Source organism: Amycolatopsis rhabdoformis, from assembly GCF_035918295.1.
Lineage (GTDB): Bacteria > Actinomycetota > Actinomycetes > Mycobacteriales > Pseudonocardiaceae > Amycolatopsis > Amycolatopsis rhabdoformis.
Map to the genome: position 1 here is coordinate 142414 of NZ_CP142149.1, position 16078 is coordinate 158491.

At 70.9% G+C, this 16078-nt stretch carries 6 protein-coding genes and 1 pseudogene; 5 read left to right on the plus strand and 2 right to left on the minus strand.

The window, feature by feature from the left end:
* Positions 1-383: 383 nt before the first annotated feature.
* From gltB to VSH64_RS00745, 5 genes are all read left to right on the plus strand, one after another.
* Positions 384-4925, plus strand: coding sequence for a glutamate synthase large subunit (gene gltB / locus VSH64_RS00725; protein WP_326569613.1), 4542 nt, complete (start codon positions 384-386; stop codon positions 4923-4925).
* Positions 4918-6426, plus strand: a complete 1509-nt coding sequence (locus tag VSH64_RS00730; protein ID WP_326569614.1) for a glutamate synthase subunit beta — start codon at positions 4918-4920, stop codon at positions 6424-6426. The genes gltB and VSH64_RS00730 overlap by 8 nt, the downstream gene beginning before the upstream one ends.
* Positions 6427-6752: 326 nt before the next feature.
* Positions 6753-7889 carry a ScyD/ScyE family protein gene (locus tag VSH64_RS00735; protein WP_326569615.1) on the plus strand — a complete coding sequence of 379 codons (1137 nt, stop codon included), beginning with the start codon at positions 6753-6755 and terminating at the stop codon, positions 7887-7889.
* A 63-nt stretch (positions 7890-7952) separates the two neighbouring features.
* The gene (locus tag VSH64_RS00740) at positions 7953-11144 is read left to right on the plus strand and encodes a hypothetical protein (protein WP_326569616.1); all 3192 of its coding nucleotides are present in this window, start codon (positions 7953-7955) and stop codon (positions 11142-11144) included.
* A gap of 52 nt (positions 11145-11196) precedes the next feature.
* On the plus strand, positions 11197-12588 hold the full coding sequence (locus VSH64_RS00745) for a class II 3-deoxy-7-phosphoheptulonate synthase (RefSeq protein WP_326569617.1): 1392 nt from the start codon (positions 11197-11199) through the stop codon (positions 12586-12588).
* Positions 12589-12603: 15 nt separating this feature from the next.
* Here the strand turns inward: VSH64_RS00745 and VSH64_RS00750 are convergent, their stop codons facing one another.
* Together VSH64_RS00750 and VSH64_RS00755 are read right to left on the minus strand one after the other, a co-directional pair.
* Positions 12604-13923: a wax ester/triacylglycerol synthase family O-acyltransferase gene (locus VSH64_RS00750; RefSeq protein WP_326569618.1), complete on the minus strand. Its 1320-nt coding sequence runs from the start codon at positions 13921-13923 to the stop codon at positions 12604-12606.
* Between the two features lie 1534 nt (positions 13924-15457).
* Positions 15458-16075 (minus strand): annotated as a pseudogene (locus VSH64_RS00755) (hypothetical protein); the annotation flags it as partial.
* Positions 16076-16078 lie beyond the last annotated feature (3 nt).

Sequence of the window (16078 nt, forward strand, 5' to 3'; positions counted from 1 at the left end):
CCGGCGCGCGGCATCGGTCACACAGGTGGTCGCGAGAGGGGCCGTGACGCTGGTCCGCGGCCCCGCTCAGTGCCAGGAAAACGGCCGGAAACGGCTGTGCCGCGAAGGATCCGACGCCCTCACCGGGAGCGTGCGGTTACACTTGACGGAACCGCCCAGATCAGATAGTTAGCTATGCGAACGACCTGGGTGCCATCAGGAACTACGTCGTTCCGCGCAGCCAGATCGTTACCGTTCACCGTCGTCCGGGGCGCTCTGAGGTGCTGCTCCGGTGTTTCCCAGGTGTTAAAGTCGCGCTAACAAGCGGGCCATCGTCGTCCCGTGCGCTCCCCACGGCCGGTTCGCCGGCCTCGCACGAAGACGACGAAGGAGGTCCCTTTTCCATGATCTTCTCCGCCATTCCCGGCAAGCAGGGTCTCTACGACCCGGCGACCGAGCTGGACTCCTGTGGTGTGGCCATGGTGGCCGACATCCAGGGGCGCCGCTCCCACGGCATCGTCGCCGACGGGCTGACCGCGCTGGCGAACCTCGAACACCGCGGCGCCGCCGGCGCCGAGCCGACCAGTGGCGACGGCGCCGGCATCCTGCTGCAGCTGCCCGACGAGCTGCTGCGCGCGGAAGCCGGCTTCGCCCTGCCCGCGGCCGGGGCCTACGCGGCCGGTATCGCGTTCCTGCCCGCCGACGCCGAGCAGCGCCGCAAGGCCGTGGGGCTGGCCGAGCGCATCGCCGGCGAAGAGGGCCTCGAGGTGCTCGGCTGGCGCGAGGTCCCCGTGGACGTGGATCGGGCCGGAATCGGTCCCACCGCGCGATCGGTGATGCCGCACTTCGCCATGCTGTTCGTGAAGGCGCACGGCGGCGAAGCGGGGCTGGCGCTCGAACGGCTGGCCTTCTGCCTGCGCAAGCGTGTGGAGCACGAGAGCGGGGCCGCGGGCTGTGGCACCTACTTCCCGTCGCTCTCGGCGCGCACGATCGTCTACAAGGGCATGCTCACCACAGCGCAGCTGCCCGCGTTCTTCCCGGACCTCACGGACCGCCGGCTCGAGAGCGCGATCGCGCTGGTGCACTCGCGCTTCTCCACCAACACCTTCCCGTCGTGGCCGCTCGCGCACCCGTTCCGGTTCGTGGCGCACAACGGCGAGATCAACACCGTGCGCGGCAACCGCAACCGCATGCGGGCCCGCGAGGCGCTGCTGGAGTCCGACCTGATCCCGGGCGACCTCACGCGGCTGTACCCGATCTGCTCGCCCGAGGCGAGCGACTCGGCGTCGTTCGACGAGGTCCTCGAACTGCTGCACCTCGGTGGCCGGTCGCTGCCGCACGCAGTGCTGATGATGATCCCGGAGGCGTGGGAGAACCACGCGACCATGGACCCGGCTCGGCGCGCGTTCTACCAGTTCCACGCGAGCCTGATCGAGCCGTGGGACGGCCCGGCGTGCGTCACGTTCACCGACGGCACGCTCGTGGGTGCGGTGCTCGACCGCAACGGCCTGCGCCCCGCCCGCTGGTGGCAGACGGCCGACGGTCGTGTGGTGCTGGCCAGCGAGGCCGGGGTGCTCGACGTGGCCCCCGGTGACGTCGTGGCCAAGGGCCGCCTCAAGCCGGGCCGGATGTTCCTCGTGGACACCGAGGCCTGCCGCATCGTGTCCGACGACGAGGTGAAGTCGGCGCTGGCCGCCGAACAGCCGTACGAGGGCTGGCTGCACGCCGGCCTGCTGAAGCTCGCCGAGCTGCCCGACCGCGACCACGTGGTGCAGAGCCACGATTCGGTGCTGCGCCGCCAGCTCGCCTTCGGCTACACCGAGGAAGAGCTCAAGATCCTGCTCGCCCCGATGGCCGCCAAGGGCGCCGAGCCACTCGGGTCGATGGGCACCGACACCCCGGTCGCCGTGCTGTCGAAGCGTTCCCGGCTGCTGTACGAGTACTTCAAGCAGAACTTCGCGCAGGTCACCAACCCGCCGCTCGACGCGATCCGCGAAGAGCTGGTCACCTCGATGGCCCGCATCATGGGTCCCGAGCGCAACCTGCTCGCGCCCGGCCCCGCGTCGTGCCGGCACCTGAACCTGCCGTACCCGGTGATCGACAACGACGAGCTGGCCAAGCTCATCCACATCAACGACGACGGCGACCTGCCGGGCTTCGCGTGCAGTGTCCTTTCCGGACTGTACGAAGTGGAGGGTGGCGCCGAGGCGCTGGCCGGGGCGATCGAGCGCGTGCGCCGCGAGGCGTCGGAAGCGATCGCCTCCGGCGCGCGCACGCTCGTGCTCTCCGACCGCGACTCCGACCACCGCATGGCGCCGATCCCGTCGCTGCTGCTGGTTTCCGCGGTGCACCACCACCTGGTGCGCACCAAGGAACGCCTGCGCGTGGCGCTCGTGGTGGAGACCGGCGACGCGCGCGAGGTGCACCACATCGCCGTGCTGCTGGGTTACGGTGCCGCCGCGGTGAACCCGTACCTCGCGTTCGAGACGATCGAGGACATGATCGCCCAAGGCGCGGTCACCGGGATCGAGCCGGGCAAGGCGATCCGCAACTACGTGCAGGCGCTCGTGAAGGGCGTCCTGAAGATCATGTCGAAGATGGGCATCTCCACCGTCGGCGCGTACACGGCGGCGCAGGTGTTCGAGTCGCTGGGCCTGAGCCAGGACCTGCTCGACGAGTACTTCACCGGCACGTCGTCGAAGCTCGGCGGCGTGGGCCTGGACGTGCTCGCCGAAGAGGTCGCGGTGCGCCACCGCCGGGCCTACCCGGACAACCCGACCGACCGCGTCCACCGCGGGCTCGACACCGGCGGCGAGTACGCCTACCGCCGCGAGGGCGAGCTGCACCTGTTCACGCCGGAGACGGTGTTCCTGCTGCAGCACGCGTCGAAGACCGGCCGGGAAGAGGTGTACCGCTCCTACACCGAGGAGGTGCACCGCCTCTACCGCGAGGGTGGCGCGCTGCGCGGGCTGTTCAAGTTCCGCGACGGCACCCGCGAACCCGTGCCGCTCGACGAGGTGGAGCCCGCCGCGGCCATCCTCAAGCGCTTCAACACCGGCGCCATGTCCTACGGCTCGATCTCGGCCGAGGCGCACGAGACGCTCGCCATCGCGATGAACCGCATCGGCGGCCGCTCCAACACCGGTGAGGGCGGCGAGGACCCGGAACGGCTCTACGACCCCGAGCGCCGCAGCGCCATCAAGCAGGTCGCTTCCGGCCGCTTCGGCGTCACGAGCGAGTACCTGGTCAACGCCGACGACATCCAGATCAAGATGGCGCAGGGCGCGAAGCCCGGCGAAGGTGGCCAGCTGCCGCCGAACAAGGTGTACCCGTGGATCGCGCGCACGCGGCACTCGACGCCGGGCGTCGGGCTGATCTCGCCGCCGCCGCACCACGACATCTACTCCATCGAGGACCTGGCGCAGCTGATCCACGACCTGAAGAACGCCAACGAGCAGGCCCGCGTGCACGTGAAGCTGGTCTCCTCGCTCGGCGTCGGCACGGTCGCGGCGGGGGTGTCCAAGGCCCATGCCGACGTGGTGCTGATCTCGGGCCACGACGGCGGCACCGGTGCGTCGCCGATGAACTCGCTCAAGCACGCGGGCACGCCGTGGGAGATCGGCCTCGCCGAGACCCAGCAGACGTTGCTGCTCAACGGGCTGCGCGACCGCATCACCGTGCAGGTCGACGGCGCCATGAAAACCGGCCGCGACGTGGTGATCGCCGCGCTGCTCGGCGCCGAGGAATACGGCTTCGCGACGGCCCCGCTGGTCGTCGCGGGCTGCGTGATGATGCGCGTGTGCCACCTCGACACGTGCCCGGTCGGCGTCGCGACGCAGAGCCCCGAGCTGCGCAAGCGCTACACCGGCCAGGTCGAGCACGTGGTGAAGTTCTTCGAGTTCGTGGCCGAGGAAGTGCGGGAAACGCTGGCACAGCTCGGGTTCCGCACGCTCGACGAGGCCATCGGTCACGCCGAGGTGCTCGACACCGAGGAAGCGCAGGCGCACTGGAAGTCGGCCGGGCTCGACCTGGCGCCGATCTTCGAGGTTCCCGCCGAGACCCCGTACGGCGGCGCCAAGCGGCGCGTGCGGGCGCAGGACCACGGCCTCGAGCACGCGCTCGACCGCACGCTCATCCAGCTCGCCGAGGCGGCGCTGGAAGACGCGCACCCCGTGCGCCTGGAGCTGCCGGTGCGCAACGTGAACCGCACCGTCGGCACACTGCTGGGCTCGGAGATCACCCGCCGCTACGGCGGTGAGGGCCTGCCCGCGGACACGATCCACGTGCTGCTCACCGGTTCGGCCGGGCAGTCGCTGGGCGCGTTCCTGCCGCGGGGCCTCACGCTCGACATGGTCGGCGACGCCAACGACTACGTCGGCAAGGGCCTGTCCGGCGGGCGCATCATCGTGCGGCCCGACCCCGAAGCCGTGTTCGCCGCCGAGCGCCAGACCATCGCGGGCAACACGCTCGCGTACGGCGCCACGGCCGGCGAGATGTTCCTGCGCGGCCAGGTCGGCGAACGCTTCTGCGTGCGCAACTCGGGCGCCACGGTCGTCGCCGAGGGTGTCGGCGACCACGCCTTCGAGTACATGACCGGCGGCCGGGCCGTGGTGCTCGGGCCGACGGGCCGCAACCTCGCCGCCGGCATGTCCGGCGGCACCGCGTACGTGCTCGACCTCGACCGCGCCAAGGTCAACGGCGACATGGTGGACCTGTCCGCACCGGGTGCCGAGGACCTGGTGTGGCTCAAGCAGATCGTGCAACAGCACTTCGACCTCACCCGCTCGGCGGTGGCCGCGTCGCTCCTCGGCGACTGGACGCGGCGCTCGGCGGCCTTCACCAAGGTGATGCCGCGCGACTACCAGCGGGTGCTCGACGCGGCGACGGCGGCCAAGGCCGCCGGGCGTGATGTCGACGAAGCGATCATGGAGTCCGCTCGTGGCTGATCCCAACGGTTTTCTCAAGTTCACCCGCGCAGAGCCGAAGAAGAAGTCCAAAGAGGACCGCCTGGCTTCCTGGGGCGAGGTCTACGCCGACGTCGAACCGGGCGAGCGCAACGAAGCTGTGCGCACGCAGGCCTCGCGCTGCATGGACTGCGGCATCCCGTTCTGCCACTCCGGTGGCTCGGGCTGCCCGCTCGGCAACCTGATTCCCGAGTGGAACGACCTCGTGCGCCGCGGCGACTGGTCCGCGGCGAGCGATCGCCTGCACGCCACCAACAACTTCCCCGAGTTCACCGGGAAGCTGTGCCCGGCGCCGTGCGAGGCCGGCTGCGTGCTGTCGATCTCGCCGCTCTCGGGCGGGCCGGTGGCCATCAAGCGGGTGGAGGCCACGATCGCCGACCAGTCGTGGGAAGCCGGTTACGTGCAGCCGCAGGTGTCGGAGGTGTCCTCGGGCCGCCGCGTCGCCGTGGTCGGCTCGGGCCCGGCCGGGCTCGCCGCCGCGCAGCAGCTCACGCGCGCGGGCCACGAGGTCACGGTGTTCGAGCGCGACGACCGCCTCGGCGGCCTGCTGCGCTACGGCATCCCCGAGTTCAAGATGGAGAAGAAGGTCCTCGACCGCCGCCTCGCGCAGCTGCGCAACGAAGGCACGCGGTTCGTCACCGGCTGCGAGGTCGGCGTGGACCTCACGGTGGAAGACCTGCGCGAGCAGTACGACGCCGTGGTGCTGGCCGTCGGCGCGCTGCGCGGCCGCGACGACCGGACCACGCCGGGCCGTGAGCTGCGGGGCGTGCACCTCGCCATGGAGCACCTCGTGCCGGCCAACCGGTTCGTGGAGGGCGACGGCCCGCCGCCGATCGACGCGACCGGCAAGCACGTGATCGTGATCGGCGGCGGCGACACCGGCGCCGACTCCTACGGCACCGCCACCCGCCAGGGCGCGCTGTCGGTGACGCAGCTGGACCAGTACCCGGTGCCGCCCACGAGCCGCGACGACGACCGTTCGCCGTGGCCCACGTGGCCCTACATCCTGCGCACCTACCCGGCGCACGAGGAGGCCGGCGAGCGCAAGTTCGCCGTGGCCGTGAAGCGGTTCGTGGACGACGGCACCGGCCACGTGAAGGCGCTGGAGCTGCAGCAGGTCCGCGTGGTGAAGGACCCGGACACGGGCCGGCGCGAGGTGGTGCCGACCAGTGACGAGATCGAGGTGCTGCCGGCCGACCTGGTGCTGCTCGCGATCGGCTTCGAGGGCGTGGAGGAAATGCCGCTGCTCGAGGGCCTCGGTCTTTCCCTGACCCGGCGCGGCACGCTCTCGTGCGGCGCCGACTGGCAGACCGGCACACCGGGCGTGTTCGTGTGCGGCGACGCGCACCGTGGCGCGTCGCTGGTGGTGTGGGCCATCGCCGAGGGCCGGTCCGTGGCCAACGCCGTGGACACGTTCCTCATGGGCGATTCGGACCTGCCGGCGCCGGTGCACCCCACGGCGTTGCCGCTCGCGGTGGTCTGACCACCCTGTACTGCAGGCTCACGTTCTGCGGGCCCACGTTCTGCAGGCCCCCGGCGCAATGGCGCGCCGGGGGCCTGTTTTTCACCGGTGTTCGCGCGCGGGTGAACCCACCGCCACACACGGTGGTTTCCGCTGACCGTCGAGAGTGGACCGATCACCCGCAGCACCGGAACGGTTCGTCGCGACCGGATTTTCGCCGTTCCCCTCTTCGCCCCGTTTCGCAACCGGCGACTTTTTGATGCCGTAAGCGCAGAATCGGGCCGCTCGACCGGATCCACAGTGGATCACCCGGTACGCAGCGGTGGTCGGGCGGAGAGGGAGACGACATGTCCAGAACCGTGCGCACCGCGCTGCGAACCGCGGCCGTGTGCGTCTCGGTCGCGGCGGTGACCATCGGCGTCGCGCCGTGGTCGAGCGCCACGACCTCGACTTTGAAAACCGTGGCCACGGGCCTCAGCAGCCCGCGGCACCTGACTCTGCACGACGGCAAGCTCTACGTGGCCGAGGCCGGCCGCGGTGGCAGCGGACCGTGCGTGGCCGGGCCCGAGGGCCAGGCCTGCTTCGGCAAGACCGGCTCCGTGTCGGTGCTCGACCACGGCAAGGTGCGCCAGGTCGTGAAGAACCTGCCGTCCGCGGCCGGACCCGACGGCAGCGGTGGCGCGGGCCCCGCCGACGTCGAGTTCGTGCGCGGCGACATCGCGATCCTGAGCCAGACGCTCGCCATCGACCCGAAGACCGGCGCCAACCCGTTCGGCCCGCAGGGCGCCGCACTCGGCCGGCTCTCGTTCTGGGACGGCAAGCACCTGAAGCTGGGCCCCGATTTCGGCGCGTTCGAAGCCAAGAACAACCCGGACAAGGGTGCCGGCGCGGGTGACCAGCCCGTGATCGACTCCGACCCGTACGGCATGACGCGCTACCGCGACGGCTTCGCCGTGGTCGACGCCGCCGCCAACGACCTGCTCTACGTCGACGGCCGCGGCCGGATCAGCGTGCTGGCCGTCTTCCCGGTCAAGATGGCGCCCGCACCGCCCGCGCTCGGCCTGCCGCCGGGCACGAAGATCCCGATGCAGTCCGTGCCGACGTCCGTGGTCGTGGGCCCGGACGGTGCCCTGTACGTGTCCGAGCTCAGCAGCATCGGCGTCGGCGTGGCGCGCGTGTGGCGCGTCGTGCCGGGCCACACGCCGAAGATCTACGCCGACGGCCTCACCGCGCTCACCGACCTGGCGTTCGACCGCAAGGGCCGCTTGCTCGTGGTGACCTTCGCCAAGGACGGCATCGCCGCTCCGCCGTCGGACGGCGTGCTGACGCGGATCGAGAAGAACGGCAAGAAGACCGTGCTCGCTTCGGCCGGCCTTTCGGAGGCCACCGGCCTCGCGATCGACGGTGACACGGTGTACCTCGCCAACCACGGCGCCTCGCCGAGCCCGACGGGTTCGATCGAGAAGCTCACCGTGCGCGGCTGAGTCCTTTACCCCCGCCCTCCCGCCGTGCGACGCTCAGTCACCACACGGCGGGAGGGCGGTTGGGTGACGGGGGAGCAGCCCGAGGGTTCGTTCACGAACCAGGTGCTGGGGCCGGTTCACGGCACGGTCGTGCAGGTCGGGCACGCGAACACGGTGGTCGCGTCGCCGCCGCCGGTCCGGTCCCGGTATCTCGAATGGGTCCGTCAGGTCGCGCCGGCGCAGCTGGTCGGGCGGTCGGCGGAGCTCGCCGAGCTGGCTGCGTTCTGTGTCGCGCCGGACTCCGCTCCCTACGCGTGGTGGCGCGCGGCTCCGTGGGCCGGGAAATCGGCCCTGATGGCTTCCTTCGTGCTGGCCCCGCCTCCCGGCGTCCGCGTGGTCTCCTTCTTCATCACGGCCCGCTCCGGCGGCGACGACACGCGTGAGGCCTTCGTCGACGTCGTCCAGGAACAGCTCGCGGAGGTCCTCGGGGCCGCCAAGGACCCGGCGGCCCGCAACCTCAACGCCGTGTTCTCCGACGCCGCCGCCCTGTGTCAGTCCCGCGGCGAGCGTCTGGTTCTGGTCGTCGACGGCCTGGACGAGGACCGCGTCTCCGGCGGCCACAGCATCGCGGCGCTGCTGCCGTTGCCCGCTCCCGGCCTTCGCGTGATCGTCGCGAGCCGCCTCAACCCCGACCTGCCCTCCGACGTCCGCGCCGACCACCCTCTGCGTGCGTCGGGTATCGAGCGGTTGCTCACTCCTTCACCCGCCGCCGGCGCCGCCCGCGACGACATGGAGCGCGAGCTGGATGCCCTCTTGGACGGCGCCTCGGGGGAGAAGGATCTGCTCGGGTTCCTGGTGGCTGCCCGCGGTGGTCTGAGCAGTGCGGACCTGGCTGAGCTGACGGGGCGTCGGCCGCGTGAGGTCGAACGGGCGCTGGCAACTCGATCTTTCACCCGCCGTCCAGCGCACTGGAACTCCCGGATCGCGCCCCAGGTGTACCTCCTGGCCCATGAAAACCTCCAGCTCGAAGCGGTCGACGCCCTGGGCCCTTCAATGCTGGAGGGCTGCTGGCGTGCGATCAAAGAATGGGCAACGGGTTACCGCGCCGCCGGTTGGCCCGCCGACACCCCACAATTTCTGCTTCGCGGCTACTTTCGCTTGGTCGATGAGACAGGTGACGTGCTCGCTCTCACCGACTTGGCGGCTGACCCGGCTCGCCACGACCGCCTCTTGGACGTCTCTAACGGCGACTTGGCCGCGATGGTTGAGTTGGATGCCGCCCGTACGGCCCTGCTGGACTCGTCCGAGCCCGACCTCCTCCGGCTCATCACGGTCGAGACCTACCGAGACACTTTCCGCGGCCGTAACAAACTGACACCTCGGCGCCTACCAGCTATCTGGGCAGAGCTGGGCCGAATCGACCATGCAGTGGCGCTTGCGCAGTCCATTACCGAGCCAGGGCTGCGCGCAGCGGCTTTGGTTGATTTGGTGGGGGCCCTCGCCCGCATCGATCAGGTCGGCCGTGCTCGATTGGTGGCTGAGGAAGAATACGATCCTCAGCTGCGCGACTCCCTGCTCGGGGAGATTTTGCTGACACTGATGAGCTCGGGGCAGGCCGATGAAGCTGCGGTCGGATTGGATGACCGGCTGAGCGCGGATCAGCGCAAGCGAGTTCATTCAGTGATTGCATTCAACCATGGGGAATTCGCGACAGCCGCACGGCTTGGTGGGGAGATCTCTGACGAAGGACTAAGGGATCGAACGTTAGAGAGGCTGGGCGAAGCGCTGGCCATCGATCACCCCGGCATGGCCGAGGATCTGGCCGCGGTGATCGCAAATGAATTTCGTCGGAACTCAGTGCTTGCCGAGGTCGCGCGGAGTCTGTTTAGGCGCGGCGACCTGGCTCGGGCTCGCCAGCTGGCGCAGAAGTGCGGCAGGTCGCCGCTGATGCAGCTCGAACTCGCTGAATCGGATGACTTCGTCGAGGCGGCCGTTGGTCTCGACGAGGAAACGCGGCAGAGGGACTTTTTGCCTGCTCTGGTGGCAGTTCTCGCCGAGGCGGGCCGGTGGTCGGAGATTCCGGCTGTGCTGGACTCGATGACCAACAAGTTCAGGCGCAGCGATGCGACGATTCACTTCCTCCGGGCGCTCACGGCGGCGGGTGATACCGATCTCGCCTTCGAATGGTTGCGCCGGATCCCGCCCAACGGTCTAGTAGAGGGTCACTTTGACGTTCGCGGGTACGTCAATGTCGCCGACACACTGCTGGCCGGCGGAAACCTCGACCGCGCTCGTGAGGCCGCAGAGCAAGCGGAGAAGCTGGTGCGCCGCCCGGCGGGGGATCAACGCACATTCGAGGCGCTCGGCGCGCTGACCAGGACGGTGGTCGCGGCCGGTGATGTGCTGCGAGCGGAGCTGCTCGCCCGTTTGGTGATGCCGGATTGGCGCGCGCCCCGCGGAATCCAGGAGCTTGCGGCGTTCCTCGCCGCCGAAGGTGACCCGGGGACCGCCGAGAAGCTGATCTGCGGCCACGAGCTTTGGTGGACGATGCGTGACCCGTTGGTGACTCTGGCCCGGCGGCTGCGGGAGTCCGGCGACCATGCGGCGCTGGCGCGGCTCGCGAAATACATTCGGAACCGGGTGAAGAGGCTGGGGGAGGACCAGCCGTATAGCTGGGACGCGGCCATCGTGATGTTGTGCGCGGTGGGAGAACCCTCTGAGATCACCGAGCTGGTTGCGGCCTACTCCGCGGAAAATCCCGGACTGATCTTGGCCGTCACCGACGCGACTGCAGTTCTGGGGGCGCGCGGAGAGGTCGCAGTGGCCCTGGAGCTGTGCGAGCTTATCCCCAAGTCTGCCTCCCAGCTAAAGGAGAAGCTGGTCTCGGGTTTGGCCAAGGCCGGGTACCTCGACGAGGCCGAAGAGGTGGTCGAGAGCTCGACCGAACCCTTCGAGCGCGACCGACTGGTGAAGGCGTTCGTCCCGGAGCTCGCCCAGCACGACCTCGGTCGAGCACTGGTCCAGGCGCGGCTCGCCCGGTTTGTGTCCGATCGCGCGCGGCTCCTGGTCGAAATCTCCGCCGCCGCGCCACCGAACGGACGCCGGCAGATCCTCGCCGAAGCCGCCAGCGTCCACCATTGGTCCGTGATCGTCCCCGCCCTCGACGCCGAAGAGCTCGGGGGACTACTGGGAGTCGTCGACCGATTCGGTGCGTTGTACGACTCGGCTGACCCAGACGCCGACCCGGACGAGGACCCAGACAACCCGGACGTGTGACCCGCACCGCCCTCCCGGAGCGTCGCGGGTGGCGAACCTTATCCTGGGTGCCGTGAACTGGACAGTGGACGTTCCCGTCGACACGCTTCCCGAACTGCCGCCGCTTCCGCCTGAGCTGCGCGGACGCCTCGACGCGGCGCTGGCGTTGCCCGCGGCGCAGCAGCCCGAGTGGCCGGATGTCGAGCTGGCCAAGCGCGTGCGCGGGGTGCTGGAGAGCGTGCCGCCGATCACGGTGCCCGCGGAGATCGACCGGTTGCAGGGGCAGCTGGCCATGGTCGCGCGCGGTGAGGCCTTCCTGCTGCAGGGTGGCGACTGCGCGGAGACGTTCGAGTCCAACACCGAGCCGCACATCCGCGCGAACCTGCGCACGCTGCTGCAGATGGCGGTGGTCCTCACCTACGGCGCGAGCCTGCCCGTGGTGAAGATGGGCCGCATCGCGGGGCAGTACGCGAAGCCGCGGTCGTCGGCGACGGACTCGCTGGGCCTGCCCGTGTACCGCGGCGACATCATCAACTCCCTCGTCGCCAAGCCCGAGCTGCGCGTGCCGGACCCGGGTCGCATGATCCGCGCCTACGCCAACGCCGGCGCGGCCATGAACCTCGTGCGCGCGCTCACCGGCGCCGGCATGGCCGACCTGCACCAGGTGCACGACTGGAACAAGGACTTCGTGTCCGCCTCGCCGGCCGCGCAGCGCTTCGAGGCGCTGGCCAACGAGATCGACCGCGGCCTGCGGTTCATGAACGCGTGCGGCGTCACCGACACGTCGCTGCAGTCCACCGAGATCTTCGCGAGCCACGAGGCCCTGCTGCTCGACTACGAGCGCGCCCTGCTGCGCCTCGACCACGCCGACGCGGCCAACCCCAAGCTCTACAACCTGTCCTCGCACTTCCTGTGGATCGGCGAACGCACCCGCCAGCTCGACGGCGCGCACATCGCGTTCGCGGAGCTGCTCTCGAACCCGATCGGGCTCAAGATCGGTCCCACGACCACACCCGAGCAGGCGCTGGAGTACGTGGAGCGCCTCGACCCGCGCCACGAGGAAGGCCGCCTCACGCTCATCTCGCGCATGGGCAACGGCAAGGTCCGCGAGGTGCTGCCCGCGATCGTCGAGAAGGTCGAAGCCTCGGGCCACAAGGTCATCTGGCAGTGCGACCCGATGCACGGCAACACGCACGAATCGTCCACGGGCTACAAGACCCGCCACTTCGACCGCATCGTCGACGAGGTGCAGGGCTTCTTCGAGGTGCACCACAAGCTCGGCACCTACCCGGGCGGCATCCACGTGGAACTCACGGGCGAAGACGTGACCGAATGCCTCGGCGGCGCCCAGGAAATCTCCGACATCGACCTCTCCGGCCGCTACGAAACCGCCTGCGACCCGCGCCTGAACACGCAGCAGTCGCTGGAGCTGGCGTTCCTCGTGGCGGAGATGCTGCGAGGCTGAGTTCTACCCGGTGTTCTAGACGGTGTTGAGCAGCGCCGCGGTGGATTTGAGCACCGCGTCGCGCAGGCCGCCGAGGTCGGGGACGGCCACGGCGTTGGCCTGCAGTCCGATGTGGACACTGTCGCGGTAGGTGGCGACGGCGATGCCCACGGCGTGGCGCGGCGCGAGCGGCACGAAGGGGTAGACCTGTGCCAGCGGCGCGCCCGCGAGGGTGAGGCGGGCGGCCGGCAGCGGCACGGTGGTCACGACCAGGTCGAACAGCAGCGGCGCGGCCAGGCCGGCGGTGCGGGTGCCGAGGCGGTGCAGCACCGTGGGCACACGGTCGGCCAGCAGCGGGAACGCGCCGGCGCCGCGGGCCGGGCCGGCGGCCTTGTTGCGGGTCATCGCGCGGCGGACCACGTGGAGGCGTTCCACCGGGTCGTCCTCGCCGATCGGCAGGTCGCACAGGTAGCCGGACAGTTTGTTGCCGCCCACCTGGGCATTCGCGCGGCCGCGCACGCTCACCGGGATCAGGGCGCGCAGCGTGCGGCCGTCGGCGCGCTTGCCGCGGTTGACCAGCCACTCGCGCAGCGCGCCGGCCAGCACGGCGAGGACCACGTCGTTGGTGGTGCCGCCGTGCCCGCCGCGGATCCGGCGTACGTCGGCCGTCGGCAGCCGCACGAACCCGAGCCGCCGCTCCGCCGACGCCGGCGCCGACACGGGCGACAACGGCGCCTTCGCCGCGCGCACCAGCGACGTCGCGATCCCGGCCGCCTCGCCGGCTTGGGCCAGGCCGTCCTTCACACTGTTTTTCACGCTGTCCAACGGCGACCGCGGCCGCGGGACCGGCTTCGCCGCTCTCGCGAGCGCACGCCCGGGCTTGGCGGGCTCGTCGAGCAGGCCGACGGTCACCGCGTACGCGCCTTCGCCATCGGTGAGCGCGTGGTGCAGCTTCAGCAACACGGCGAACTTGCCCTGCGGCAGCCCGGTCACCACCGTGAGATCCCACAACGGCCGCCCGGTGTCCAACGGCCGCGCGATCCACTGCTCCGCGAACCCGGTCAACGGGTCGGGATCGTAGAGCGTGCTCAACTCGTGGTGATGGATGTGTTGCGCCGCAACGAAATTCGGATCATCCGCCCACGTCGCCGCCCCCGGCGGAAACAGCTCGGCACGCATTTTCCGGCGCAACTGCGGCATTTTCCGCGCGCGCGCCGCGAGCAGCCCGGTGAGCTCCCCGCCGTCCACTCGCCCGCGAGAGGTGAACACCAGTACCGCACCCATGTGCATCGGCGCGGTTTCGCTTTCCAGGCACAGGAATGCCACGTCGAGCGAACTGAGCGGGGTACGAACCATCACGACCGTCCTCGTGCGGCGGAGCAGGGGTGGGATGCGCCCCACGACACCACCTTGACATGACGGGAGGGTGGTCACCGTGTTTCGTCGGCGCTAACGCCCCACAGGTTCACTCACCCGGGTCACGCCCACCCCGCCTCCGCGGCCACCCACCCCTGCCCGACTTGGGCCCGACGCCCTTCGCGGGCCGCGACGGCTGCGGCAACGGCAGGGGGTGCGCCACGGTCGGCGCCTCACTGGCCGGGGTTGGGTGGGAGGGCTGGGGGAGCGGTGCGGGGGTGTTGCGGGGGTCGGCGTGCTGGGGCAGCGGCGCGGCCTCTGCCGGCGCTGCTGCTGCAGGTGCGTGTGGTTGGACCGCTGACATGGGCTGCGGCAACGGTACGGCGGGTGCGGCAGCAGCGTGGTCGGCGCGGGGAGTGCCGTCGTGCTGGGGGAGGGGTGTGCCTTCGCCGGGTGTGCGCGGGGGTGCCGGTGGGGTGGAGTGTGGTGCTGGTTCGGCGGTGGCGGTGTTGCGTTGGGGCAGCGGCACGGCCTCTGGGGGAGCCGGTGGCTGCACCACTGAGGTGGGCTGCGGCAGCGGCATGGCGGGTGCGGCGGCGTTGTCCGTGCGGGAGGTGTCGTCGTGCTGGGGCGGTGGTGGGCCGTCGGCGCGGGTGCGCGGTGGGGCGGGGTGCGGTGGCGGGCCGGCGGTGGTGGGGATGGCCAGCGCGATCGTGGGGCTGTCGCCGGGGTCGCGGTGGGGAAGTGGGGTGGGCGCGCTGGGCGGTTGCGGTGGCTGCGCAGGCATCGCCGGCGGGCGGGTGGACTGCGCCAGCAGCGCGGCGAGTGCGGCCGGAGGGGGTGCGGTGGGTGGGCCGTCGGTGCGGGTGGTCGGGGTGCGGCGCGGGAGGGGTGAGGCCGCGCCTGGCGGGCGAAGCGCCGGGCGTTCGGGGCCGAGGGCGACGTTGCGGCGGGGGAGCAGCGCGGATTCGGCCAGGTGGGGGAGCAGCACCGAGGGGGACCGTGGCGGCGACGGCTCGTCGGGTTTGGTCACCGGCTGAGTGGTGGCCGGGTCGGTCACGTCGTTGTCCTCGTTGAGGTCGGAGGGAGGCTCACCGGCAGTCGCCGGAGTGGCGTCGAGGGGAACCTGCCCGGCCGGCGCAGTGCGGGTGGGGGCGTGGGGCGGAAGAGGCTCGTCCAGGGAGGAGTTGCGGCGCGGGAGGGGTTCGCGGGGCGCGCCTACCGGGCCGCGGCCTTCGGCGGCGCCGAAGGCGTTGCGGTTCGGGAAGGGATCGCCAGGTGCGGCGGCGTCGCGGCGGGGGAGCGGCTCGCGGCGCGCGCTGCCGGAACCGGTACCGGAGCGGTGCGGAAGCAACCCGGCCGACCCCGCCGACCCACCCGACCGCACCGGCAATGCACCATCGTCCCCAGAGCCAGAGCCAGAGCCAGAGCCAGAGCCAGAGCCAGAGCCAGCACCAGCACCAGCACCAGCACCAGCACCAGCACCAGAGCCGGAGCCAGCACCGGAGCCTTCACTCACCAGAGCCCCAGCCGCACGCCGCAACGCCACTCCGTGCCCAGGCCGCCGCGGCAACCCCGGCCACAGCTCACCCGCCTCCAGCGCCGCCGTCTGGATGGCCGCGCCGTCGAGTTCCGTGTGGGTTTCCTTGATGTCCCGGTCCAGCCACTGCACCACCACGGTGAACGGCCCGTCGCCGGGCAGCGGCCAGACGAAAACCTGGTGGTCCAGGTGGAACTGCGTCCCGCCGACGCCGACCGCGCGCAACACCGGCTCGTCCGGCTCCGAGGCGGACGGCACCGAGATGGACTCCGAACTGGCGCGGCTGCCGTCAGGAAAGAGCACGCCCACGAGCAGCGCGTTGTAGTCGGGCACGCGCCGGTGGTCGATCAGGGAGCCGGTGCGGCCCTCCTGGAGGCTGTCGCGCGAGTACACCGCCAGGCGCAGGGTGAGCGCCTCCGGCCAGACCTCGATGCCGCGCAGCGCGACGATGGTGCGTTCGGAACGGCCGAGCGGCCGGGCCCACGGCAGGAGCGCGGGCACGATGTGGTCGCTCGGCGGGCCTGTCCACGGACGGCCCTCGTAGCCGAACAGCTCCTGCTCCCGCACGGGGAACAGGGGGCGTTCACGAGGACCGTCCGTGAAGAAGCTCATGCG

Coding starts and splice junctions, on each gene's coding strand:
- gltB (WP_326569613.1), top strand. CDS start 384: ATGATCTTCTCCGCCATTCCCGGCAAGCAGGGTCTCTACGACCCGGCG.
- VSH64_RS00735 (WP_326569615.1), top strand. CDS start 6,753: ATGTCCAGAACCGTGCGCACCGCGCTGCGAACCGCGGCCGTGTGCGTC.
- VSH64_RS00750 (WP_326569618.1), bottom strand. CDS start 13,923: ATGGTTCGTACCCCGCTCAGTTCGCTCGACGTGGCATTCCTGTGCCTG.